The 23,882-nt window shown below is 59.0% G+C and carries 12 protein-coding genes; 7 read left to right on the forward strand and 5 right to left on the reverse strand.

Features of this window, described 5'->3' with window-relative positions:
* Positions 1-297 precede the first annotated feature (297 nt).
* Positions 298-3,330: an NHL repeat-containing protein gene (locus C4S68_RS13280; RefSeq protein ID WP_146072144.1), complete on the forward strand. Its 3,033-nt coding sequence runs from the start codon at positions 298-300 to the stop codon at positions 3,328-3,330.
* A gap of 6 nt (positions 3,331-3,336) precedes the next feature.
* Positions 3,337-4,236, forward strand: a complete 900-nt coding sequence (locus C4S68_RS13285; protein WP_103933562.1) for an SMP-30/gluconolactonase/LRE family protein — start codon at positions 3,337-3,339, stop codon at positions 4,234-4,236.
* Here C4S68_RS13285 and C4S68_RS13290 read toward each other — a convergent pair.
* Both C4S68_RS13290 and uxuA read right to left on the reverse strand, forming a co-directional pair.
* Positions 4,231-4,986 (reverse strand): SDR family NAD(P)-dependent oxidoreductase, encoded by a 756-nt coding sequence (locus C4S68_RS13290; protein ID WP_103933563.1) that lies wholly within the window; start codon positions 4,984-4,986, stop codon positions 4,231-4,233. The genes C4S68_RS13285 and C4S68_RS13290 overlap by 6 nt on opposite strands.
* Entirely contained in the window at positions 4,967-6,187 is a 1,221-nt protein-coding gene (uxuA, locus tag C4S68_RS13295) for a mannonate dehydratase (protein ID WP_103933564.1), read from the reverse strand. Before uxuA ends, C4S68_RS13290 begins: the two co-directional genes overlap by 20 nt.
* 264 nt (positions 6,188-6,451) lie before the next feature.
* Between uxuA and C4S68_RS13300 the strand changes: the two genes are divergently transcribed.
* The 5 genes from C4S68_RS13300 to C4S68_RS13320 all read left to right on the forward strand — a co-directional run bounded on the left by C4S68_RS13300 (position 6,452) and on the right by C4S68_RS13320 (position 17,832).
* The gene (locus C4S68_RS13300; RefSeq protein ID WP_103933565.1) at positions 6,452-7,618 is read left to right on the forward strand and encodes a substrate-binding domain-containing protein; all 1,167 of its coding nucleotides are present in this window, start codon (positions 6,452-6,454) and stop codon (positions 7,616-7,618) included.
* Positions 7,619-8,077: 459 nt separating this feature from the next.
* Positions 8,078-11,788, forward strand: coding sequence for an outer membrane beta-barrel protein (locus C4S68_RS13305; RefSeq protein WP_235011601.1), 3,711 nt, complete (start codon positions 8,078-8,080; stop codon positions 11,786-11,788).
* Between the two features lie 149 nt (positions 11,789-11,937).
* On the forward strand, positions 11,938-14,223 hold the full coding sequence (locus C4S68_RS13310) for a GH92 family glycosyl hydrolase (RefSeq protein ID WP_103933567.1): 2,286 nt from the start codon (positions 11,938-11,940) through the stop codon (positions 14,221-14,223).
* Positions 14,220-16,556 (forward strand): glycoside hydrolase family 2 protein, encoded by a 2,337-nt coding sequence (locus C4S68_RS13315; RefSeq protein WP_103933568.1) that lies wholly within the window; start codon positions 14,220-14,222, stop codon positions 16,554-16,556. Before C4S68_RS13310 ends, C4S68_RS13315 begins: the two co-directional genes overlap by 4 nt.
* Before the next feature lie 85 nt (positions 16,557-16,641).
* A complete protein-coding gene (locus tag C4S68_RS13320) occupies positions 16,642-17,832 on the forward strand; it encodes a glycoside hydrolase family 27 protein (RefSeq protein ID WP_103933569.1) in 1,191 nt (396 codons plus the stop codon).
* Between the two features lie 30 nt (positions 17,833-17,862).
* Here C4S68_RS13320 and C4S68_RS13325 read toward each other — a convergent pair whose 3' ends face one another.
* The 3 genes from C4S68_RS13325 to C4S68_RS13335 all read right to left on the reverse strand — a co-directional run bounded on the left by C4S68_RS13325 (position 17,863) and on the right by C4S68_RS13335 (position 23,748).
* A complete protein-coding gene (locus tag C4S68_RS13325) occupies positions 17,863-19,269 on the reverse strand; it encodes an efflux transporter outer membrane subunit (RefSeq protein ID WP_235011580.1) in 1,407 nt (468 codons plus the stop codon).
* Positions 19,270-19,330: 61 nt separating this feature from the next.
* Positions 19,331-20,584, reverse strand: coding sequence for an efflux RND transporter periplasmic adaptor subunit (locus tag C4S68_RS13330; protein WP_103933571.1), 1,254 nt, complete (start codon positions 20,582-20,584; stop codon positions 19,331-19,333).
* Positions 20,581-23,748 (reverse strand): efflux RND transporter permease subunit, encoded by a 3,168-nt coding sequence (locus C4S68_RS13335; RefSeq protein ID WP_103933572.1) that lies wholly within the window; start codon positions 23,746-23,748, stop codon positions 20,581-20,583. The genes C4S68_RS13330 and C4S68_RS13335 overlap by 4 nt, the downstream gene beginning before the upstream one ends.
* Between the last annotated feature and the right edge of the window lie 134 nt (positions 23,749-23,882).

Below are 23,882 nucleotides of genomic sequence, written 5' to 3' on the forward strand. Positions count from 1 at the left end.
TCGTCCCACGCCAAACTGAAACGGCGACATTGCGACGCTTTGGGTCTCGCCACGCCGGCACCGTGCGTCGTAGTGTTCTTGCTGCAACAGGTGCTGCGAGACTTGAAGCAATCGAATTTCTCTGGAGATGGAATGCGCCGTATCGTTTCAATGCTGGGTCTCATGATTCTTGCCGGGGCCATGTGGCCTCAAAGCGCAAGGTCGTTGCCGTCGGTTCCAGCAGGCATCTCTATTTCATATGAGGCAAGACAGGATGGATGGCTCACGCTTGCCATCGAAGATGAGCATGGCAGGCGCGTGAGAAATCTGATCGCGGACTATCCGGTGCACCCCGGGCGAAACATCATCACCTGGGATGGAAGCTCGCTCGACGGTGTGGCCTCCCCTGGTCGCTATCATGTGCACGGCCTGTTCCATCCGAGAAGAATTGCCGCGCACCTGGAGTACTCACTCTACTCGCCGGGGAATCCTCCGTGGCCTACTGCGGATGGTACGGGCGCGTGGCTCGCAGACCATACCGCTCCGGCCTCCGTCGTCTTTCTTCCTGCGGGCAGCCCCTGGCCGACTCATTCCAGCCAGGCGCAGATGTTGCTTGGCGCTCAAGCGGCAGAGGCCGGGCACGCTTTGATGTGGACTGATCTGGACGGGCGGAAGCTCGATGGGATCAAGATTCGAGGCTGGAACGGCGGCATCGCGCTCGCGCGAGATAGCGGCCCCAATCGCAATCCCGATCACGTTGCGTACACCGTCTATGTCGTCAATCCGAGCCGCGACTTTGGCAGGACCGATCCCGGTGCGCTCCAGGTCTTTGCGATTACAAAGTCAGGACTCAAGCCGCTGGAGAAGGTGGTCGGCGGAACTCAGATCCATGATGCGTTTCGGGAACTTGTGGGCCTCGCGGCACGTGACGGATTGCTGCTGTTGTCGAACCCCGCGGCTAATGAGATCGTTGCCTTCGATGTGCGCCATGACGCAACGACGCCCTTTGCGAGGATCAAGCTTCCTGGTCTCGGAGCCGTTGCTTTTGAGCCTGACGGTCACCTGCTTGTGACAACCGATGGCGCCGTGAAGCGCTTCGACGTTGTGAATGACTGGCATACGTTGGCACTAGCGCACGGGGAGACTGTCGTTCCTGCTTCGTCACTTGAATCGCCGAAGCAGATCATCGAAGACCATGGCGAGATCTACGTGACGGATTGGGGATCCAGTCACCAGGTAAAGGTCTTCTCTGCCGCAACAGGCGCTCTCTCTCGCATGATCGGCCGTCCTGGCGGCCCGCAGTTGGGAGCCTATGACGAGCAGCGCATGGCGCACCCCCTGGGCATGGCCATCGATGCCAATGGCGTTCTATGGGTTGCGGAAGAGGACTACCTTCCCAAGCGCATCAGTCGCTGGGGCGCGAAGTCTGGCCGCTTCCTCAACGCCTGGTATGGGCCAACGCAATATGGTGGCGGAGGCTTTGCCGATCCGCATGATCTCTACCGTGCGTACTATCCATCGATCGGCAATCCCGGCAGCATGGGGCTGCTTGAGTTTCGTATCGATCCCGCCACGGGCAACTCTCGCCTCACTGCCGTGCGCTATCGTTTTCCCGATCCGCAGGACGATGTCATCAGTTATGGCGGCTACACGCCCAGGCCCATCTTCTTTCCTCATGACATGATTCCCGTTGGCTCGCACGGTGGTATCACTCCCGCGCAGACCTTCTACCATGATGGCCACCAGTACTTCACCGATTCGTATAACACCTACTGGTATAACCAGACGACGGTGACTACTCTCTGGATTTTGGAGGACGGGATCTGCCGGCCGATCGCCAGCGCAGGGTGGGTCGGAGCCATGGGAACTCCACATCACTGGACGACGCTCGATCAACCGGAGATCCGCCGTCGTATCCCACAAGGCAATCCCGACCAGACCTTCTTTATCTGGACCGATCGCAATCACGATCACGCCGTCCAGCCGGACGAGGTTCAGTTTATCCGCCCCGCTGTGCCTGGCTCGGCGGGCGTAGTTTTTCAGCCCGATCTCTCGATCATCAGCGGTGGCCCGTACCATCTGCCGACAGCGTCGATTGACTCAGCGGGCGTTCCGGTCTTTGATCTGAGCCAGCTCAAGCTCGTCTCCAGGACCCCAGCTACGGGTGACGTCGCGCTCAGTCCGGATGGCTGGTTCCTCGCCGGTATGAGCGGCTACAAGGATGGTCAGTTGCGTTGGACGCTGCCGACGCACGCCTCTTCGGTTCCACCGGTGGGTCCCGGCGATATCCAGGATCCCAAGCGCATGCTGGGATATCCGGTGCGTCCTGCTGCGGGCGACGCGGGCTACCTCGTCGCTCGCTACTCATACATGGGGGAGATCTATATCTACACCGTCGATGGTCTGCTCGTTGCGACCCTCGGCGGCGATACGCGTCAGTCTCCCTTTTGGCCTTATCCTCGGCAGGCGCGTGGCATGGAGATCTCCGGGCTCAGCTTCGAGGCCGAGCAGTTCTGGCCCTTCATGTTTGGTGAAGATGATGGCAATGTTTACCTCGCTGTAGGGAAGTGGCATACCTCCATCGTGCGCCTTGACGGGCTCGACTCCATCCAGCGCGTCGATCTTGGCTTCATCGACGTCAGCAAGGAAGAGCTGCGGATGGCCGCACGCCTGCGCGAGGAGTCGCATTCGCGTGAACGACTGATGTCCGAGGTGCAGGTGCACCCTATGGCGCAGCCGACTTCCGCGTCAGCCGATGCGTGGCCCGCGAAGGACTGGGCCTCTATCGACAAGAGCTCCTCCTTCCAGCTCGGTACGGATGGCACGAGCCTCGTCGTCGCCCTGCGCACAGAGCAGCCAGATCTTCTTCGAAATTCAGCAGCCGAGTTCCCGTTCGCCTTCACGCAGGGTGGCGGCATCGATCTGATGCTGCGTGCGATTGGTCCCAGCGATGATCGACACGCCGCAGTCGGCGACCTTCGCCTCTTCGTCACGCGCCGTAATGGAAAGTTGCTCGCGGTGCTTTACCGTCAGAAGACGGGGACGCCCGGCAACCATGTCACCTTCTCATCCCCCATTGGTGAGGTTGATTTCGCCGATGTCGAGGACGTCAGCGATCACGTCTCACTCACGGCCCATGGAGGCTTCTACGAGTTCTCCGTGCCACTGTCGCTTCTCGGCGTCGATCCCTCTGCTGGCAAGACATACCGCGGCGACGTTGGCCTTGTGCTTAGCGATGGCAACCGTGCTCAGGCTCGCGTGTACTGGCACAATAAGGCAGATGCCATGACGGCGGATGTTCCCAGCGAAGCCCGATTGAATCCCAGCCAATGGGGATTGTTCCGCTTCTGAAGGAGAATGCCAGTGCTGACAGGCCGCATACGATGCCTCGCTTCGACACAGGATGTATGTGGTGAGGGCTGCGTCTGGCACCCTGAACAGAACCTTGTGTTCTGGACAGACATCAACCGCGGCCTGCTTCATTGCTACTCGCTCACGAGCGAAGCTGTGGAGACCTGGAGCTTCGATCAGCCCGTGACAGCCGTCCTGCTCACGACGCAGGACAATCTCCTCGCGCTCGTGCTTGGAGGCCGCATCGTCCTTTGGGATACAACGGCGCATCGCGAGACCGCCGTGCTCTTCCGCCTGCCTGGCTGGCCCCGCGTGCGCTGCAATGATGCCCGGGTCGATCCTGCAGGCGTGCTCTGGTTCGGCACCATGGAGAACAATGTGCGCGCCGACGGAACGACGGCGGAGGTAACCGCTTGGGAGGGCGCGCTCTACTCGTTAGCGTCCGGCGGAACTGTGACCCAATGGCGCTCCGGCTTTGGCATTACCAACACCATCGTCTGGTCTCCCGGTGGGGAGACGATGTACTTTGGCGACACGCTCGCCAACTGCATCTATCGAGGAGCCTTCGATTCCGTCAGGAGTCGCCTCGAAGGCGGCGAGACCTTCTTTGCTGGTTTTCCCCGTGGTCTACCCGATGGTTCCGCCATCGATGCTGAAGGATATCTTTGGAACTGCCGCTACGGCGGTAGCTGCATCGTGCGCGTGGCCCCGAATGGCTCGATCGACCAAATCATCGAGACACCTGTGCTGAATCCCACAACCTGCTGCTTCGCTGCGATGGACGCGAGCACGCTGCTGCTGTTCACCTCCGCGGGTGGGGTCGCAGCCAAGGACGGAGCGGAAGGCTCGCTCTTTTCGCTAGAGACGCGTATGCATGGCCTGCTGAGCACGCGGCTTCGCCTATAACCGCACCGCAAGCTGCGCCAGCAGACCCCCGTCCGCACGGTACGAGGCTCCCGTAATAAATGAGGCCTTCTCACTCAAGAGAAACGCGATCAGGTTGGCAATCTCTTCCGCATGCGCCACGCGCCGGAGTGGATGGCTGTCTCCCCATTGCTGCAGCGTCTGCTCGAGCGCAGCCACCCCGCCAAACCGTTCTGCCGACGATCGCACCATCGGCGTATCCACCGTTCCGGGCAACACTGCATTCACGCGGATGTTGTCCTTGGCATGATCGACAGCCATCGCGCGCGTTAATGCCTCGAGTGTCCCCTTGCTGGCCGCGTAGGCTGCGACGCCTTCCTGGCATGCCAGCGCCTGTACCGACGACACCAGCACGATAGCGCCCCCGCGACGTATCTCAGGGATCGCCGCCTGACAGGCGAGGAACGCGCCCCGTGCATTGATCGCCTGCACGAGGTCGTACTCCGCCACCGGCGTTTCCACGACGGAGCCATAGTGCTGGATCCCTGTGCTGTAGACAAGCCAGTCAAGCGGCCCAGTTTCCGTGGCACAGCGAACAGCAGCCCGAACCTGGACCTCTTCACATACATCGCATTCGATGTACATGCTTGTGGCCGTATCCTGCCCGACCGGGCGGCGGACATCCGCAATCGTCACGGTCGCTCCCTGGGCCGCCAGGATCGCCGCCGTTGCTTGTCCAATGCCCGACGAGCCGCCGAAGATGAGCGCGTTCTTATTCCGGGTGTCCTGCATTCTGTCCCACCTTCGCAAGCAGTCGTTCCGCCATGGAAAAGGCTCCGCGCAACTCCGCAAGGCCACGCAAACGTCCTACGGCCGGATACCCCGGCGCTGCACCTCGTTCCACGTCGTTGAGCAGTTCCTGCCCATGATCGGCACGGAAGGGTAGTCTTCGATCATCACCCGAGAGTTGGCGCCGCCGGCTCTCTCGGACAACTTCGATCACGAGAGCGATCAGGTCCGCATCTCCCTCCAGGTGAGCCGCCTCGAGGAACGACTCAATCCCGCCAAGACCCGTGTCTCGTTGCGTGGAACGGAGATGCAGAAACCCAATCCCGGCAGCGAACTCCCTCAGCATGGCCAGCAAATCATTGTCGGCACGGACGCCGAGCGCTCCTGAGCAGAAGGTCAGTGAGTTTGCCTCACTCTCGTACTGATTGAGAATCCAACGCAGATCATCGGCCGTACTCACCACTCTTGGCAAGCCGAGCAATGGACGAGGCGGATCATCGGGATGAATGCACAGCCTCACGCCGCACTCATCCGCTACAGGGCCAACGCACTTCAGGAAATCACGAAGGGTACCGCGGAGGTCCTCGCGCGTTAGCCCCTGATAAGCCTTTAGAGTCTCCGTGGTGCTTTCCAGTGTCAGGCGCTGATGACCTCCCGGGAGGCCATCGAGGATCGTCTGTCTCAGCGCCGTCTGCTCCTCAATGGACAACGCCGCGAAGTACTCCTTGGCTTCCGAGCATGCCTGCTCGCCCCAATCTCCGACGGCGCCCTCGCGACGCAGCATAAAAAGATCGAAGGCTGCGAACGACCGGGCATCGAACCTGGTGGTATAGCCTCCGTTCGGTGCAGGCTCGCGCAGGTGAGTCCTCGTCCAGCTGAAGAGCGGCATCCAGTTGTATGCGATCGTGTGCAGTCCACAGTGGGCAAGATTGCGGATCGATTGTGCGAAGTTCTCCACGTCCTGCTGCCATCCCGCAGCGCGCGTCTTGATCCGCTCTGTTACCTCCAGGCTCTCGACGACGGTCCACTCCAGCCCCGCTGTGCGCACCTCAGCCTGGCGCTTACGAATGGCATCTGGAGGCCAGACCATACCTGCTGGTACGTCGTGCAGGGCCGTCACGACGCCAACGGCGCCCGCCTCTCTGGCGTCTCGCAATGTGACACGGTCCTCAGGACCGAACCAACGCCACGTCTGCTCTAGCAATCTCTTGTCCTCTCCAAATGTGCATCGTCTGGACCCGATGCGGTGCGCCTCTTCGTTGCGTGTTAAGGAGGCTTTGCGGTAACGTTCCGGTGCGCCTCCCGGGAGCCGGGTGGCATCGTGTCAACAGTTTCCCGATGCTACGGCGCAGGAACGTCACTTGAAACAGTTGTCTAGCCATAGACGCAGCGTTTCGCATCATGAGACGCTGCGGAAAGATCAAAGCCGTACACAACGGACGGTACCGATGCCGGTTTGGAGAAGCGAATGAAGTCGCCATCAAAGGGTGCGCACAGTGTGAACGGGACAAAACGTGGATACACGATTCAGGCGGTGGTGCGCGCCGCGTCCATCCTCAACGCCTTTCAGTCCACGTCGGAAGTTCTCGATCTGCGCGACGTTGCAGCGCGCGTTGGACTTCACAAAGCGACGACCTTCCGGCTGCTCGAGACCCTCGTCGAGACCCACCTTCTCGAAAGGGCAGGAAAGCAGGGTTACCGTTGCTGCATTCAGCCTGCGCGCACGAAGCGCTTCCGCATTGGTTATGGTTCGCAGACCAGCCTGCTTCCGTTTACCGCCACGGTGAGCGATAGCCTGGTTGTAGCAGCCAACGCAGCCAACGTGGATCTGATGGTGTTGAACAACGGCCTGAGCCCTCGAATCGCACTCCAGAACGCGGATGCGTTCGTATCCGAAAAGGTCGACCTCGTCATCGACTCTCAGATCAACATTGGAGTGGCGGCACAGATCGCAGTCAAATTTTCAGAGGCCCGGATCCCTTTCATCGCGCTTGATATCCCGCACCCCGGAGCGATTTATTTCGGAGCTGATAACTACAAGGCTGGGCGTATCGCAGGCCGCCACCTTGCTCGATGGTCTGCAAAGAACTGGAAGAGCGGACCGGAGCAGATCATGCTCCTCGGTGTCGATGCCGCGGGTCCACTGCTCAACGCGCGATTGACGGGCGTCCTCGATGGGATCAACGAAGTCAGCACCTTCGGTCACAACATCCCGGCGCATCATTACGACACCAAAGGCGGCCAGTTCGAAGCCACGCTTGATATCGTCCGGCGTCACATTCGGCGGAGGAGGCCGGAACGGGCGCTCATCGGCGCTGTCAATGACTCCACAGCGCTGGCGGCGTTGCAGGCCTTCCGCGAAGCGGGCATCGAGCGTGCCTGCGCGATTGCCGGCCAGGATGGAAGTCTTGCTGCGCGTGAAGAGATGCGGCGCACCTCTTCACGCCTGATCTGCTCCGTCGCTTACTTTCCCGAGTCCTACGGCGAGAGGGTGATCCGTCTGGCGCTGGATGTCCTAAAGCATAAGCCGGTTCCCCCCGCAGTCTTCGTTCAGCACGAACTGCTGACGGCGCAGAACGTCGACAAGGTCTACCCCAATGACACCTGGATGAAGTCTCCCCCGGAACGGCTTTGAACGCGAAAATGCGATGAATGTGGGGCGTTCTCCATTTCATGGCACGAGACGAATGTCGCGCATTTGATAGCCGTACTCTGTCCTCCAGGGCGGATCCGTATACGGCAATTCACGCTTGAAAATGGCCGAAACGGTGCGTGAGGGCGATGTTCGTGGCTGTGCGGTGTGTATCACAATGCGAGACGTATGTCGGATCACATTTTGACAGATCTCGACCATTGACACCCTCTTTGGCCAGCAACTACAAAGCTGCTCGATTCGGTCAGCCAACAATCTTCCAGTTTGGCGACCGCAGCACGTGGTTTCGTTTCTCTTGGAGGCTTCATGCAAGTTCGTAAGCAGTGGTGCAGCAAGGCATTCCGGAACGCGTTGTCGAGCAGATGGCATGCTTTGACAAGCGTAGCGTGTGTTGTTCCCTGGGTGTTTTGCGGCGTCACCATCATGATGTTCATGTGTGCGATGGGTGTCTCTGCGCAGACTGGGCAAGGTGCCATTGGCGGGACTGTCCATGACAAGTCTGGTGCGGTCGTCTCCGGAGCAGAGGTAGATGTTGTTAGCCAGGCAACGGGAGTCAAGCAGAGTACGACGACGAATCGAGATGGATTGTTCGAGGTGCAGTCCCTCAATCCAGGGCTCTATGAAGTGGTCGTGCAGAAGGAAGGCTTTGAACGCACGACGACGAAGGCCGTCAATGTATCCGGCGTCGGCACCACGCCGCTCGACATCGGTCTGACTGCTGGCGCGGTAACGGCATCGATTACGGTGACTGCCGACGCTGACCTGCTCAACAAGACGGACTCTAACGTCACCACCACGGTAGACCACGCTATCGTCGAGAATCTGCCCTACCCCGAACGCAGCTCTCTGGAAGCGGCACTTCTTGTGCCCGGCGTAGTTGGAGACCCATTGCAGCCCGGTGGTATCTCTACAGAGAATCCTGGCGCCTACACAAGCTACGTGACGCCCGGCGCCGGCATCGTCGTGGGAGGCGCGCCTCCTGGGACGAGTTCTATCGTTGTGGATGGCTCCGACGTGACGCAGCCCAGTCTCGCCCGGACCGGTGTCAACCTATCCGGCCGCGAGGTGCAGGAGACAACCGTCATCGTCACCGGGCTCTCCGCCAAGTACGGAAGAACCGGAGGTGGCGTCATCGTCCAGAGCAGCACTGCGGGCACAAGCCGGTATCATGGGGCCGTCACCTACAGTCACACGGATCCTTATTTCAACGCGTTCCCCGACGGCAACACGGCCCCGAGTGCATTGCATGAGAACTTCTACGGGTTCTATCTCGGCGGCCCGATATGGTTGCCAAAGATCTATCCGCACAAAGACAGAACGTTCTTCTTTATCGGCGGTGAGCCCGCGCGTCTGCAGAACGCGTTCGGCTTTCGTGGCATTTTCCCCACCCCCGATGAGCTCGCCGGCCATCTCCAAAACTCTTTGACGCTGCTGAATCAGAGCATCCTCAAGAGCTCGGGCTACGCGGCTGCCCTCGCAGCGCCGCGCATCGGCGCGATCAATTACCAGTCCACCACGAATGCAAACGGCTTTCCGAATGGACCATATGACAGCTCGCAGATTCGCGCCGTGGCGAATAACGACGTCTCGTCACAGCTCGCACAAAACCCCTTCGCTCAATTTGTGCTCTCCCAGTTTCCAACGCCGAGCAATCCCGGTCCTTACGTCAAGTTCGACAACTCCCAGGCTACGCCGCAGAACGACGGTACCAATGCAACCTACAAACGCGGCGTTCTAAATACGGACAATCGCTACTCGATCCGCATCGATCAACACTTCAACGATAGCAATCAATTCTTCGTTCGCTACACGGTCATACCAGTGGGTGCTGCTCGCTTCTTTGCGGTCGCCCCCTCCAATCCGCTGACGATCGTCCCCACGGATTCTGCTGCCACACATGACATCGCGCTGGGATACACGCACGTGTTTTCGAGCGACATCGCCAACAACTTCCATTACTCGTTCATGCGGGTCAATCAGCAGAGGCTCGCGCCTCCCAGCACACGCTCGAAGGACTACGCGGCGGCGTATGGCCTCACGCCGGCGTCCTTTGGCTATGGCTTTCCCAGTCTTGGCAACCTGAATGCTAACGGCGTCTCCTACACCATGCAGATGGGCCTCTCCAATGCGGCGATTCAGATCGACCAGAACTTCATTGCAGGGGATGATCTGACGTGGACTCACAATCGCCATCTCTTCCAGTTCGGTGGTGAGGTGCGCTGGATGCAGTCGAGCCAGTACGACCTCGGTGGCGCCACAGGTGGCCGCTATACCTTCTCTGCGGCGCAAACGAATAATGGTTCCACGGGAGGCGCACCGCTGGCGACCTTGATCCTGGGCACAATCTCCACCTTCACCAACACGCCCGTCGAAGTCCCCGGTTACTACCGCTGGCGCTACTACGCGGGGTACTTCCAGGATGATTGGAAGATCCTGCCGAACTTCACGATCAACGCCGGCCTGCGCTATGAGCTTGAGACCCCGAGGATGGAGAAGTTCAACAACCAGGCATACGTTCGTCTGAACACTGCTGGCAACCTCAACGGGCTCGCGACATCCACCGCGCTCTGCTTTTCTGGAGCCTGCGGCAATCCTAAGTCACTGTGGCCGATTAACTACGCGGGCTTCGAGCCGCGCGTTGGCTTTGCATACTCCCCAACGCAAAAGACCACAGTGCGAGCTGCGTACACACTGCAGCGCCTTCCGTTGACGGGCTATGAAAATATCCCCGATCCTGACTTCAACGTTGCATCGCAGGCGGTGGGGAACCAGAGTGGTGGCGTGACCGCAAACTCGACGGTCAACTACATCACAAATCCGGTCGGTACGCTTACGTCGGCGTATACGGCGCTCAACGGAAATCGAGGGCCGATCCTTTATTCCAACGGCCTCGCGCCGATCTACGTCAATCAGAGCAGCAAGGTGCCCTACACGCAATTCTGGTCTCTCACCGTGCAGTACCAACCAGCGGCGCGAACCGTGCTTCAAGCTTCCTATAACGGAGCCAAGGGCACCCATCTTATGGGCGCGTTCGGCAGTGCGGGATATGAGAGCTCGCTGAACATCCCGGATCTGGGGACGGTTATCAACGCAATCCAAACGCATCAGAACCTTGGCGCATCGGCACCGAATCAATGGGGTATCACCCAGAACGGAGCTCTGGTCTCTGAGACGGGACTCCAACTGCTGAATCCCTATCAGAACTTCTTCAACCAGTCGATCAACGAGGCTTACCCACGCGGCGGAACGATGGAATATAACGGGATGTACCTGAGCGTGAACCAGCGCGTCGGTGCTGGCCTGTCCGTGCTCGCGAATTACACGTGGTCCAAGACGCTCGACAATGTTCCCGATACGAACACGGGAGCGAGCGGCGGTGGATTTGGCTACGTGCTTCCTCAGAATCCGCGTAGTCCCTACAGCGACTGGTCGGTAGCGAGTTTCGACCAGGCAAGCCGGCTCAAGGTTGGTTACACCTACGATCTGCCGACGGGAGAAGGTCATTGGCTTAGCCTGCATAACCATGTTCTCGATAACCTGATTGGACAAATCTCCACTTCGGGCATTGCAACCTACGCGGACGGCCTGCCAAACTCGGTTGTCCTGGGCACGGTGGGCTATTTCGTGTCCGTAACCCCTACGGGAGTGAATGGTTGTACAGCGAGTGCTGCTAATAAGTACTGCACCGCGAATGCGCTCCCGACGGGCTACACGCTGCGTCCCAACATTGTTCCCGGGGTTCCGCTACTCAACAAGAATTGGAAGACGAATGCCCTGAACTCGAACTTCACTCCGTATCTGAATCCAGCGGCCTTCTCCGTACCTGGCTCGCTGAACAACCCCCAGCTGGGGAACGCACCGCGTCTGCTCTCCAATGCGCGCTCCCCAAGGGAGGCCTTGTTCGACATGCGTTTCAGCAAAGGCTTCAAGATCAGCGAGCGATATGATCTCAAGATCACAAGTACGTTCGTGAACGCGTTCAACCATCCCGTCTATTACGGTGTGAATCACTCGCTGCTGAGTTCGAACACAGTCTCCAATGTAACCGGAACGGTGACTCCTGTGGCAACGGCGAACTTTGGTCAGTTCAACCAGTCGCAGACAGCAGGCATGTCCCGCGTCATCCTAATTGGAGGAGAGTTTACCTTCTAACTCGTAGGGATGCGGGGCATCTCATGTCCCGCATTCTGCGTGGCATGTTATTGGCTCGCGTTTGGGCAGTGTAGCCCGATAGTTGCAGCAAGAGAATGGCGCAGTGATCGAGATGAAACCGTAGCCATTGAGGATAGTACGGATGGAAGATGCACGATAAGAGGGGCTCCGCAACAAGCCACCACGTTCGTTGCCCGGCGCTGCGCGGCTTCATCGCTACGGCATGCATCATCGCAGGAATGGTTGGAACGGGTGCAGCGCAAGAGCGAGTCACCGACCCGCTGCGGTTGGTTGATCCCCGTATCGGAACAGCTCACGACGGCCAGACCTATCCCGTCGTTGGGATGCCGTTCGGCATGACCGGCTGGACGCCGGAGACGCGCAGTACAGAGGCGAAGTGTATCGCACCGTACTACTACAACGATGCGAGGATCACCGGCTTTCGCGGGAGTCACTGGCTGAGTGGGAGCTGCACTCAGGACTACGGCAGCGTGACGATCATGCCCACGGCAGGGGAGCTGAAGGTTGATCCGGACCAGCGTGCGTCACGCTTTCAGCATGCCTCTGAGATCATGTCGCCGGCCTACTACTCAGTTCATCTTGACGACTCCAACGTCACGGTGGAGCTCACCGGTACAACGCGCGCCGGCATGATGCGAATCTCGTTTCCACCTGGTGGTCCCCGAAACCTCATCATCGAACCGAACGTGCATCCGGGCCAGGGATTCATTGAGGTTCGACCGGGCGTGCACGAAGTCGTCGGATTCAACCCCGTTGTTCGCATGTATCAGGGGGAGGGGAAGCCGGCAGGCTTCAGTGGCTACTTTGTGATGCGACTCCAGGACCCGATGGTGGAGTTCGGCACCTGGTGCGATGGTGTGATCTCGAAGGCCTCTCAGCAGCACGGTGCGGGGTGCCAACGCCTGGGAGCTTATGTGAAGTTGCAACCGGGCGCATCTGCGACGCGGCCCGTCGTCGTTCGCATTGGAACATCGTTCACGAGTCTGGCCGAAGCCGAGCGCAATCTCTCCACGGAGGAGCCCGGATGGGACTTCGATGTCGTTCGCGCACGCGCCGAGGCGGCATGGCGACATCATCTCGCGCGCATTGAGGTTCAGGGGGGAACCTCTGCCGAGCAGACCACCTTTTACACCGCCCTGTTTCATGCCTCACTTGCTCCGCGCATCGTGAGCGACGCCGATGGTACATACAACGGGTTTGCGAATGACGGGCACCTGCGCCACACGGCGCGTGGCACCGACTACTACGATGACTTTTCGTTGTGGGACACCTTTCGAGCACTTCATCCACTGCTCACGATATTGGATCCGCATCGTGATGGGGAGATGATGCAGAGTCTCGTGCTCAAGGGGGAACAGCGCGGCTTCCTTCCCATCTTCCCTACCTGGAACAGCTATACCTCCGAGATGATTGGCGATCACTCGGTGGCGGTGATGTATGACGCCTACGCGAAGGGAATTCGCAATTTCGATATTCGCGAAGCATACCGGCTTGTGCGCCAAAATGCATTCATCACGCCACCCCACGATCAATACGTGGACGGCAAGGGGCGACGAGCCCTGACCTCGTACGAGAAGTACGGCTACATACCGCTTGAGGACCAGGTTCAGGATGCGTATCACCCACGGGAGCAGGTATCCCGGACGCTCGAGTACGCGTATGACGACTACGTCGCGGCGCAGTTCGCGGCAGCGCTCGGACACAAGGACGACGCGGCGATTCTGTTTCAGCGATCGGCAAGCTGGAGGAATGTCTTCGATCCCGAGACGAGGTTTGTGCGGGGGCGACATGCGGACGGCTCGTGGATCACGCCGTTTGATCCGGCCATGGCGGCGACCTACGTCACAGAGGCCAATCCGTGGCAATATACGTTCTTTGTACCCCATAACGTTGAAGGACTGATGGAGGCTGCTGGCGGCAGCAGCGCCCTTATCGCGAAGCTTGATGGCCTCTTCGACGCGGGCCTCTATGACCAGGGCAACGAGCCCAGTCACGGCATCGCGTATCTGTATAACTTTGCGGGCTCTCCGGAGAAGACGCAGGAGCGAGTTCGAGGGCTCTTGAAGACACAGTTCGGCCCTCGCCCTGATGGGCTCCCTGGCAATGACGATGCCGGTCAGATGTCCGCATGGTATGTCCTCAGCGCGATGGGCTTTTTTCCGGAGTGTCCTGGCAAGCTCGATTACAGCATTGGTTCGCCTCTGTTCACTCGAATTGTGATTCATCTTTCGAATGGAAGGCGCTTCACAATTGCGGCGCCATCAAACTCGGTCGAGCGGATCTATGTGCGGTCTGTGCAGCTCGATGGTCACCCGCACCCGGGCTGGACCTTCACCCATCGTGACATCGTCCGCGGCTCGAAGCTGAGCCTGGAGATGATAGCCGCCAGGCCTTCGCCGCAGGAGAAAGAATGAATCGACGACACTTCCTCAAGTCCACGGGCTTCGCAGCAGGAGCAGCACTCATTGGTTCCACGCCGCAGGGTCACGCGGAGCCTGATTCGCAAAATGCAGCAATTGGTGTGCCGCGGCACATCCCGATCAATCGCGGCTGGCTCTTTCATCCTTCAATTGCAGTCGGAGATACCGATCCGAACTTCGACGACCGCGAGTTCACTGCCGTCGTATTGCCGCATACCAACAAGGTTCTTCCCTGGCACGGATTCGACGACACGGAGTATGAGTTCGTCTCCACGTACCGTCGTCATTTCCGTCTTCCTGCTGCTGCTCGTGGCAAGCGCGTGTTCGTTGATTTTGAAGGGGCCATGACAGCAAGTGCCGTCTGGATCAACGGTCACGCGCTGGGCGAATACAAGGGTGGTTACACACCGTTCTCCTTTGAGCTCACCACGTACCTGCGTTGGGATGATCCCAACGTGCTTGTCGTGCATCTCGATTCAACCGAACGCAAGGACATTCCTCCGTTCGGCTATGAGGTCGACTACATGACCTTCGGCGGCATCTACCGCGAGGTCAATCTGCGTGTCGTCCCAGACCTGTTTCTGGAGAATATTGTGGCTCGCGCGATCGACCCGCTCAGCGCGACACCTTCGCTGGCGGTGGAGAGCTTTTTCGAAAACCTCAAGAGCGAATCTGGAGTTGCGCTTGAGGTGGAGCTTCGCGATGGAGATCGGAGTGTTGCCCAGGAAAGCGCAGCGTTGGCCATCAGCATCGGAGCTACGGGGGCGCCATCACAGGTTGTACGGCTCGAACTCCCAACGGGGATCGAGTTGTGGGATCTTCGAAAGCCGAAGCTCTACACGGTACACGTTCGGCTGCTTCGGAATGGTCACGTGATTGACGAGGACTCACGGCGCATTGGCATTCGGGAGGCACGCTTCACGCCTGCAGGCTTTTCGCTCAATGGCCGCATCATCAAGCTGCGCGGGCTCGATCGCCATCAGACCTTTCCGTTCGTTGGACAGGCAATGCCGGCCCGGGTGCAGCGGCGAGATGCCTACGTCCTGCGTCACGAATTGAAATGTAACATCGTCCGCACTTCGCATTACCCGCAGTCGCGCCACTTCCTCGATGCCTGTGATGAGCTAGGCCTTATGGTGCTCGAAGAGATCCCTGGCTGGCAGCACATTGGCGATAAAGACTGGCAGGATGTCTCGGTGGACAACGTTGCGCGCATGATTCGCCGCGACTGGAACCATCCATCGATCATCCTCTGGGGAGTGCGCATCAACGAGTCGAAGGACGATCACGACTTCTATGTGCGCACTAACGCCGCAGCGCATGCTCTCGATACGACGCGCCAAACTGGAGGCATTCGCTCCAATCTTCATTCCGAACTGCTCGAGGACGTCTATACCAATAACGATTTTGGCTTCCCGTTGCAGCCGCCCGTCGCACCTCTGTATCTGAATACCGAATTTGTGGGTCACACGTTTCCCACCCGCTCTACGGATAACTCCGCGCGTCAGCGAGAGCATACTCTGCGCCACGCGAGGATCCATGATCAGATTGCGTCGGATCCAAAGTACTCCGGGGGGATTGGCTGGTGTGCCTTCGACTACAACACGCACTTCAACTTTGGTAGTGGCGATCGCATCTGCTATCACGGCGTATCCGATATCTTCCGTCTGCCCAAGGCCGCTGCCGGATTCTACAAATCCCAATGCGATACGGACGAAGAGATTGTGCTCGAACCCGCATTCCATTGGGCCCGGAATGATGAAGACACTGGCTTCACGACTGCCCTCATCTGCTCAAACTGCGACCACGTAAAGCTGTTCCTCGACAGCGGCAACGGGTTTCAGCAGATCGCAGAGGCGAATCCCGACAGGGAAGAGTTCCCACATCTCCGCTACCCTCCGTTTTCGGTGTTGCTCGAAAAAAGCGCTATTCGCAATTGGGGAGACCTACGCATCGAAGGCTTTCTCCAAGGGAAGCAAGTCATCTCGAAGAGTTTCTCCGGTCGCGGCGTCGATCGACGCTTTGAGCTCGCGGCGGACGACCACACACTCATCGCAGACGGTGCTGACTGTACGCGCGTTGTTTTCCGTGTGACCGATGAGTTTGGCGCCATCCGTCCCGTCGCCAACGATCCCATCCAGTTCGAGATCACGGGCCCGGCAACGCTTATCGGGGACAATCCTTTCTCGCTCGTCGGTGGCACTGGCGCTGTGTGGATCCGCGCGCAGGAACGACCCGGCAAGGTCGTTCTCAAGGCAAAGCATCCTCGCCTGGGCACACGCGAAGTCGAGCTTACGTTCGCTGCTGCGAGTATGGAAATGTTATGAGAACACGCGGGTGCGGCATGAAGCATTCCAATGATGGCAAGAAAGCCGCGGCGGTCTCGTCGCTTTCACTTAGGAGATAATTTCTATGTTCAGCGTGTTCTCGCAGCGTGCTTCCTGCGTCCTGTTCGCACTTTCGGCCATCACCCAGTTCGGTTGTGCGCAATCGGATCTTGCGCCACGTCCGCCGATGGGTTGGAATAGCTGGAATCACTTCTATCAGCATGTGACGGACGCCGACGTGCGTGCGGCAGCGGATGCCATGGTTGCCAATGGCATGCGCGATGCCGGCTACGTGTACGTCAACATTGACGACGGCTGGCAAGGAACACGCCGCCCGGACGGAACGATTGAAAGCAATAATCGCTTTCCAGATATGAAGGCTCTAGCCGACTACGTGCACGCGCGCGGTCTGAAGCTGGGAATCTATTCCTCGCCTGGACCCAGAACCTGCGCGAAGTTCGAAGGGAGTTATGGCCATGAGGCACAGGATGCGAAGACCTATGCCTCTTGGGGCATCGATTATCTCAAGTATGACCTATGCAGCTTCGGTGACGTCCTGACCAAGGCCGGCAATGGAGACCAGTCCTCGCCCGCGGCATTTGCTGCCCAGCGAGATGCCTATCGCAAGATGCACTACGCTCTTGTTGCCACGGGGCGCCCCATCGTCTTCAGCCTTTGTCAGTACGGCATGAGCAATGTCTGGGAGTGGGGCCCCAAGGTCGGAGGCAATCTCTGGCGCACCACTGGCGATATCAGCGACAAGTACGACCGCATGGCTCTCATTGGTTTCTCACAGGCCGGCCTCTCGCGCTTCGCGGGGCCTGGTCATTGGAATGATCCCGATATGCTTGAAGTGGGAAATGGTGGCATGTCGCTCGACGAATACCGAACCCATATGAGCCTCTGGGCCATCCTTGCCGCGCCCCTACTTGCTGGCAATGATCTCAGCCAAATGAAGCCTGAACATCTGGCCATCCTCGAGAACAAAGACGTCATCGCCATCGATCAGGATGCTCTCGGCAAACAAGGGGATCGTTTCTCGGCAGTCGGCCCGTATGAGATTTGGACCAAGCCCTTGACGCGCAATCGCATGGCCGTTGCATTGTTCAACCGGGCTGAACTGGCTCACACCGTCGAGGTGAACCTTCGTCAGCTTGGAGTGCCAACCGGCGCAACGATCCGCGACGTGTGGACGGGTAGGGAGATGCAGGATAGCGAGACCCTCAATCCTATCGTTCCCAAGCACGGCGTCGTACTTCTCCTGATCTCGCGATAGCCGAACAACAAGGAGTTGGCTGGGTGTTTCTTACCAACCTCCGCCGAGGGCAATATAGAGCTGCACGAGGGAGTTGGCTTGTTGTTCGCTCGCCTGGGCGAGGTTGACTTGTGCATCATATAGATCTGTATCGGTGGTGAGGACTTCCAGGTAGCTGGTGTTGCCTCCGGCATAGCGAAGGCGAGCGAGTCGCACTGCTTCGGCGGCAGATGAGACGAGGCGAGCTTGCTCCTCGCGATGGATCTGCGTCTGCTGATATGCCGTGAGTGCGTTGGATGTGTCCCTCAGGGCCCCCAGGACTGCCTTCTGGTACTGCGCGACCATCTCTTGTTGCTCGGCCTGCGAGTACTTATAGTTACTCCGAATGCGGCCACCTTCGAAGATCGGTTGTGAGAGCGAGCCTGCAGCGTACCAGTACGCATTCTTGCCTGAGAAGATGCCTTGCAACTGGTTACTCGCGGCACCACCCATGGCGGTAAGCGAGATCTGAGGGAAGAACTGTGCCTTGGCGACACCGATCCTCGCATTGGCTGCGATCAGCGCCGCCTCGGCCTGGCGTACGTCGGGCCGGCGTTCGAGTAGGTCCGACGGCAATCCCGTGGGCACGTTTGCAGGATGGGGCTGGTCGTCAATATTGCTGCCGCGATCAACGTCTTCCGGCGTGTGGCCGAGAAGGATACTGATGGCGTTTTCCTGCGCCGCGATCTGTTGCCGAAGTACAGGCATGTTGGCTCGTGCCGCGTGCAGCAGCTCTTCCGCCTGGCTGGTGTCAGCCCTCGAACCCGCGCCATAGTTCTCGAGGGACTGTGTCAGTGTGAGCGATTGCTCGCGGGCCTGGATGGTGTTCTGTGTGATTGCGAGTTGTGCGTCGAGGCTTCGAAGCTGAAAGTAGCTTGTTGCGACGTCCTGAATTAATGTGGCGCGTGTGGCGCGTTGCGCCCACTCTGACTGAAGCAGCTCTGCGCGAGCCGCCTCGGTTTGTCTGCGATACAGCCCCCAGAAGTCGAGGTTCCATGCGGCCGAGGCACTGAAGCCGCCACCGCGGATGAAGTCGTTCTTGCTCCCGTCAGAGTTGCTTGGGGCAAGTCCTGCGGGGAGCTGCAAAGCGGAGAAGCTGCCGCCTGCGCCGAGTGTTGGGAGCTGTTGCGAGCGGACCACCCCAACCTGGGCCTGGGCCTCAAGCACTCGTTGCGCCGCGACCTTCAAATCGAGATTGTTCGCTAGAGCTTCCGCAATGAGCTTCTGCAGGGTCGGATCTGTGAAGACGCTTTGCCACTTCTGGTCTGCGACGGACGGCTCCTGGAGGCTTGCATGATCGATCGCTGGAGCGAGTGCTCCGCGAAAGGTCGGGGGGACGGCCGTAGCAGGACGCTGATAGTTAGGCCCAACTTCGCAGCCGGCGAGAGTAAGCACCAGCACGAAACCGGACAGTGCCAAGAATTCTCGGCTGACCCACCAAGATTTCCGAACAGCAATTGCATGCGGTGTGTGACTGGTCTTAACGGAGCTCGACATGTTGTCCCTCACTCAGGAGATCACTGGGGCTTGCTACGAGGGATTCACTGCCGGTCAGTCCTGCAAGGATCTCGATCTCCTTACCCAGATCCTTGCCAATTGTTACCGGTATGAAGTGAAGCTTGTTTGTAGAGTCAACCGTAACGACGTGCATGCCGCTGTGGTCGATCACGAGAGAGCTTGTGGGGATGATGAGCGATGCGCGCTGTTGGGACAGCGTGAAGTGCACCTGCGCATACATCCCAGGCAAGAGCGAACCGTCGCGATTGTCGACCTGTACTTCCGTGCGCATGGTGCGCGCCGCGTCGTTGAGGGCCGAAGCGTTGCGCGTGATGGTTCCTGTGTAAGTGCGTCCGAGGCGCTCTGTGACATTGATGTTCGCCGTCTGGCCATCGTGAATGTCGACGGCCTGAGACTGCGGGACATCCACATACACTCGCAGCGTGCTGCTCTGCGCGATACTGAACAAAGGCTTGCTGCCTGCGGATGCGGAGGCGTTTACGAGATCGCCACGCTCGACGTTGCGCTGCGTGATAACGCCATCAAATGGCGCCACGATCCGCTCGAAGCCCTGCATCTTCTCAAGACGCGCGACGTTCGCCTGGTTGGCCGCGACCGTGGCTTGAGCCGCCACGATATTAGCTTCCGAAGCGGTCACGTCAGCGAGCCGGGCGTTGTGACTTTGCACTGCGCTATCGACGATCTGCTGAGAGATTGCGTGCTCCTGGCCGAGTGGGATGTCACGCTCCTTGGTCAAGCGGGTAAGCTCTGCATTCGCCCTGGACTGCTCGAGAGAAGCTCGTGCCTGTAGGAGGGCAGCCTGGGATTGTGCGACCGTCGCACGAGCTTCGCTGAGCTGCTGGTCCAGCTCGGGGGATGAGATTACAGCGAGCACTTCGCCGGCGTGTACCCGTGTGCCGATGTCGACGTTGCGGCGATCGATGTAGCCATCGACACGCGCGAAGAGGTCCGCCGAGTACAGCGGTTCGATGTTGCCAGGCAGAGACAGGTCCGAAGTTGGTTCGCCACGAGTGGCGTGAATGATGGTTACGACGGGATGCGTGACCGGGGCCTGGGTCGTTGCCGCCAGAGCTTCGCGATGGCTGATGACGCGAGGAACTGCGCCGATGGCGACGAGGGCAAGGAGGACGACAACACCCACCCCGATCATCTTGATGTGGCCTCCTGACGTGGCCTGAGTGCGGTCGCGGGTGGGAGTCTTCTGTGTGCTGATCATGCGGCCTCCTGGGCTGAGCTGCGTTCGTGGATAAGGGTGAACATCAAGGGGACGAAGAAGAGTGTGGCGAAGGTCGCAACGCTGAGTCCGCCGATGACAGCGCGTGCCAGCGGGGCATTCTGCTCACCGCCTTCGCCGACGCCCAGCGCCATCGGCAACATGCCGATGATCATGGCGCATGCCGTCATGATGATGGGGCGCAGTCGAGTGAAGCCCGCAGTTACCGCGGAACGAAGCGGAGTTTCACCATTGGCTCGCAGCTCATTCGCGAAGGTAACCAACAGAATCGAGTTGGCCGTAGCCACGCCGATCGACATGATGGCCCCCATCAAAGAGGGGACGTTGAAGGTTGTGTGTGTGAGGAACAACGCCCAGACGATGCCGCAGAACGCACCAGGGAGGGCACAGATGATGATGAAGGGATCGAGCCAGCTCTGGTAGTTCACGACCATCAGCAGGTAGACGAGAAGTGCGGCGAACGTAAGGCCGATGCCAAGGCGGTTGAATGCCTCGTTCATGCTCTCTACCTGGCCGCGAACTACGATCTTCGTTCCGGGCGGGAGGTTTGCGCTCTCTTCCTTAACGATTCGGTCGACCTTTGCGGCTACAGAGCCAAGATCACTGTCCTGCGTGTTTGCATACACGTCATAAACGGGTGCTCCGTTGTGGTGATTGATGACCACGGGCATCACTGCCGGCTTCAGCGTGGCAATGTTGCCCAGGAGCTCCGTGCGGTTCGCAACGGTATGCAGCGGAATAGGCGTGTTCTGAAGAGCGTTGATGGAGTCGATGGTGTACTGCGGTGTCTGGGCGGCGACCGTATAGGTAATACCCATCTTCGGATCGAGCCAGAAGTTTGGCTGCACCGCAGCGCTCGAGCTCAGAGAGATATAGAGGCTGTTCGCCACGTCCTGTTGGGTAAGACCGAACTGCGCGGCACGGACGCGGTCGATGTCGAGATGAAGGTCTGGAGCATCGACGACCTGGTGCATGTGGACATCCACGGCGCCGGGGACCGTTGCCAGACGAGTGCGTAGCTTACGCGCGATGTCGTAGTTCGCTGGATCATATCCCTGAACCTGAATGTCGATGGGGGCGGGCAGGCCGAAGTTCAGGATCTGGGTAACCATGTCCGCAGGCTGGAAGAAGAACGTCTCGTCAGGAAACTTCCTGGTGAGAGCGGTGCGCAGCTGGCGGATGTAGCCCTCTGTGGAGTGATGCTTTGCGTTCAAAGCGATCAAGACTTCACCATCAGCGCTACTGATGGTCGACCCATCACCGAAGGCATAGTTGAAGGTTTCAGGCGTGAGCCCGATGTTGTCGAGCATCAACTCGGTCTCGTCTGCAGGGATCGTCTTGCGGATCTCATCCTCGACCTGACTGAAGATCACTTTGGTGCTCTCGATGCGTGTTCCCGGCCGGGCTCGGATGTGTAATTTAATTTGTCCTGCATCGACGCTGGGAAAGAAGTCACGGCCCACGAAGGGAACCAGCGCGAAGGCTGTGAGCATCAGGATCACGGAACCAGTGAGTGCGGCGCGGCGACTGGCGAGGAAACTCTCGAGTGCCGCGATGTAGTGGTTCTGCAGCCAGCTATACCCCTGGTTGAATCGCTGATTGATAACACGGAAGAGTGATGGGCCTTGAGGCTCAGCCGTCTCGCCGATATCGTTGCCTTCGAATTGGTGTTCCGCTCCGAGCAGGAAGTTGACCAGCACCGGCACTAGGGTCCGCGAAAGTACGTACGATGCGAGCATCGCAAAGACGACAGCCAATGCCATCGGGGTGAAGAGGAACTTCGCCGGGCCCGTGAGGAAGACGACGGAGACGAAGACGATGCAGATGGTGAGCGTCGATACGAGCGTTGGTGTCGCGATCTCGGAGGCACCGATGAGAACGGCCTCACGCAGAGACTGACCATGCATGTGTCTGTGGATGTTCTCGATGGTGACGGTTGCGTCGTCGACGAGGATGCCGATGGCGAGTGCGAGGCCGCCAAGGGTCATGGTGTTCATCGTCTCGCCAAGTGCGCTGAGGATGATGATGGAGCTCAGGATCGACAGCGGGATCGAGACCGCGATGATGAGCGTGCTGCGCCAGCTTCCAAGGAAGAGGAAGATCATGAGCGCTGTAAGAGAAGCGGCGATGAAGCCCTCGCGCAACACGCCTACGATCGAGGCCTTTACGAAGATCGACTGGTCAAAGAGCTCGGTGATCTTCAAGCCTTTGGGTGCCGCGGCGCGTGACGCTGGCAGGACGTCGTCCTTGATCTGCCGCACGATATCGAGCGTTGAGACGGAGCCGGTCTTCATGATGGTCAGAAGCGCGGCGGGCTTGCCATTGGCTCGGGCTACATTCTGCTGCACCGACCAACCATCGCGTACATGCGCCACGTCGCGCATGAAAACCATGGAGCCATTCACTTCCTTTACGGGAACGTCATTCAGTGAAAGGGCATCAATGGGGCTCGAGTTCGTGCTGACGGTGTACTCTGTGTTGGCAACCTTCGCTGTTCCTGACGGGAGCGTCACGTTCTGCGCATTGATCGCATTGGTGACATCGATTGGCGTGAGGCCCTTCGCTGTCAGTGCATTCTGGTCGAGGTCGACCATGATCTGGCGGGCGACGCCACCATAGGGCGTTGGGAGCAGGGTGCCTGGAACCTTGGTCAGTTGCTGGCGGACGCGGAAGAGACCGTAGTCGTAGATCTCTGATTCAGACAGCGTGTCACTCGATAGCGAAAGCTGAATGATTGGCACGGTCGACGCGCTGAAACGCAGGATCCACGGGGGATTTACACCGGGTGGCATACGAAAGCGAATTGAGTTGACCGCTGCATCCACCTGGGACATCGCTGCGTCGATGTGTACCTGTGGCTGAAACGAAATCTTGATGACTGCGGCTCCGTTGGTCGTCTGCGAATCGATGGCCTTGACGTCGTTGACGACGGCCATCACGAACTCGCTGAAGGTGGTAACGCGCTGTTCCATCTCCTTTGCGGGAAGGCCCGAGTACGACCAGATGACGGTGACCTGCGGTATATCGATGTTGGGAAAGATGTCTGTCGGCGTGGTTGCGATGGACGCGGAACCGAGGATGAGGATGAGGATCGCCGTTACAATGAACGTGTAGGGTCGATCGAGTGCAAGTTTGACTATCCACATAACGGCATCTCCACTTCGCAGGACTTCCTGTTGCGAGTATTTCGATGCGCGTCAAAATAGTTGGATTCAGCTTTCGTGATTTCTGGCGGGATTCGCGTCGATTTGGCGTGAGTTGCGTCTAACCAGGTATGGGT

Source organism: Bryocella elongata, from assembly GCF_900108185.1.
Classification (GTDB): Bacteria; Acidobacteriota; Terriglobia; order Terriglobales; family Acidobacteriaceae; genus Granulicella; species Granulicella elongata.

What these genes read in the sequence shown, in the direction of transcription:
- C4S68_RS13335 (WP_103933572.1), bottom strand. Translation starts at nt 23,748, where the DNA reads ATGTGGATAGTCAAACTTGCACTCGATCGACCCTACACGTTCATTGTA.
- C4S68_RS13290 (WP_103933563.1), bottom strand. Translation starts at nt 4,986, where the DNA reads ATGCAGGACACCCGGAATAAGAACGCGCTCATCTTCGGCGGCTCGTCG.
- C4S68_RS13310 (WP_103933567.1), top strand. Translation starts at nt 11,938, where the DNA reads ATGCACGATAAGAGGGGCTCCGCAACAAGCCACCACGTTCGTTGCCCG.
- C4S68_RS13330 (WP_103933571.1), bottom strand. Translation starts at nt 20,584, where the DNA reads ATGATCAGCACACAGAAGACTCCCACCCGCGACCGCACTCAGGCCACG.
- C4S68_RS13315 (WP_103933568.1), top strand. Translation starts at nt 14,220, where the DNA reads ATGAATCGACGACACTTCCTCAAGTCCACGGGCTTCGCAGCAGGAGCA.
- C4S68_RS13300 (WP_103933565.1), top strand. Translation starts at nt 6,452, where the DNA reads ATGAAGTCGCCATCAAAGGGTGCGCACAGTGTGAACGGGACAAAACGT.
- C4S68_RS13285 (WP_103933562.1), top strand. Translation starts at nt 3,337, where the DNA reads ATGCCAGTGCTGACAGGCCGCATACGATGCCTCGCTTCGACACAGGAT.
- C4S68_RS13320 (WP_103933569.1), top strand. Translation starts at nt 16,642, where the DNA reads ATGTTCAGCGTGTTCTCGCAGCGTGCTTCCTGCGTCCTGTTCGCACTT.
- C4S68_RS13305 (WP_235011601.1), top strand. Translation starts at nt 8,078, where the DNA reads ATGGGTGTCTCTGCGCAGACTGGGCAAGGTGCCATTGGCGGGACTGTC.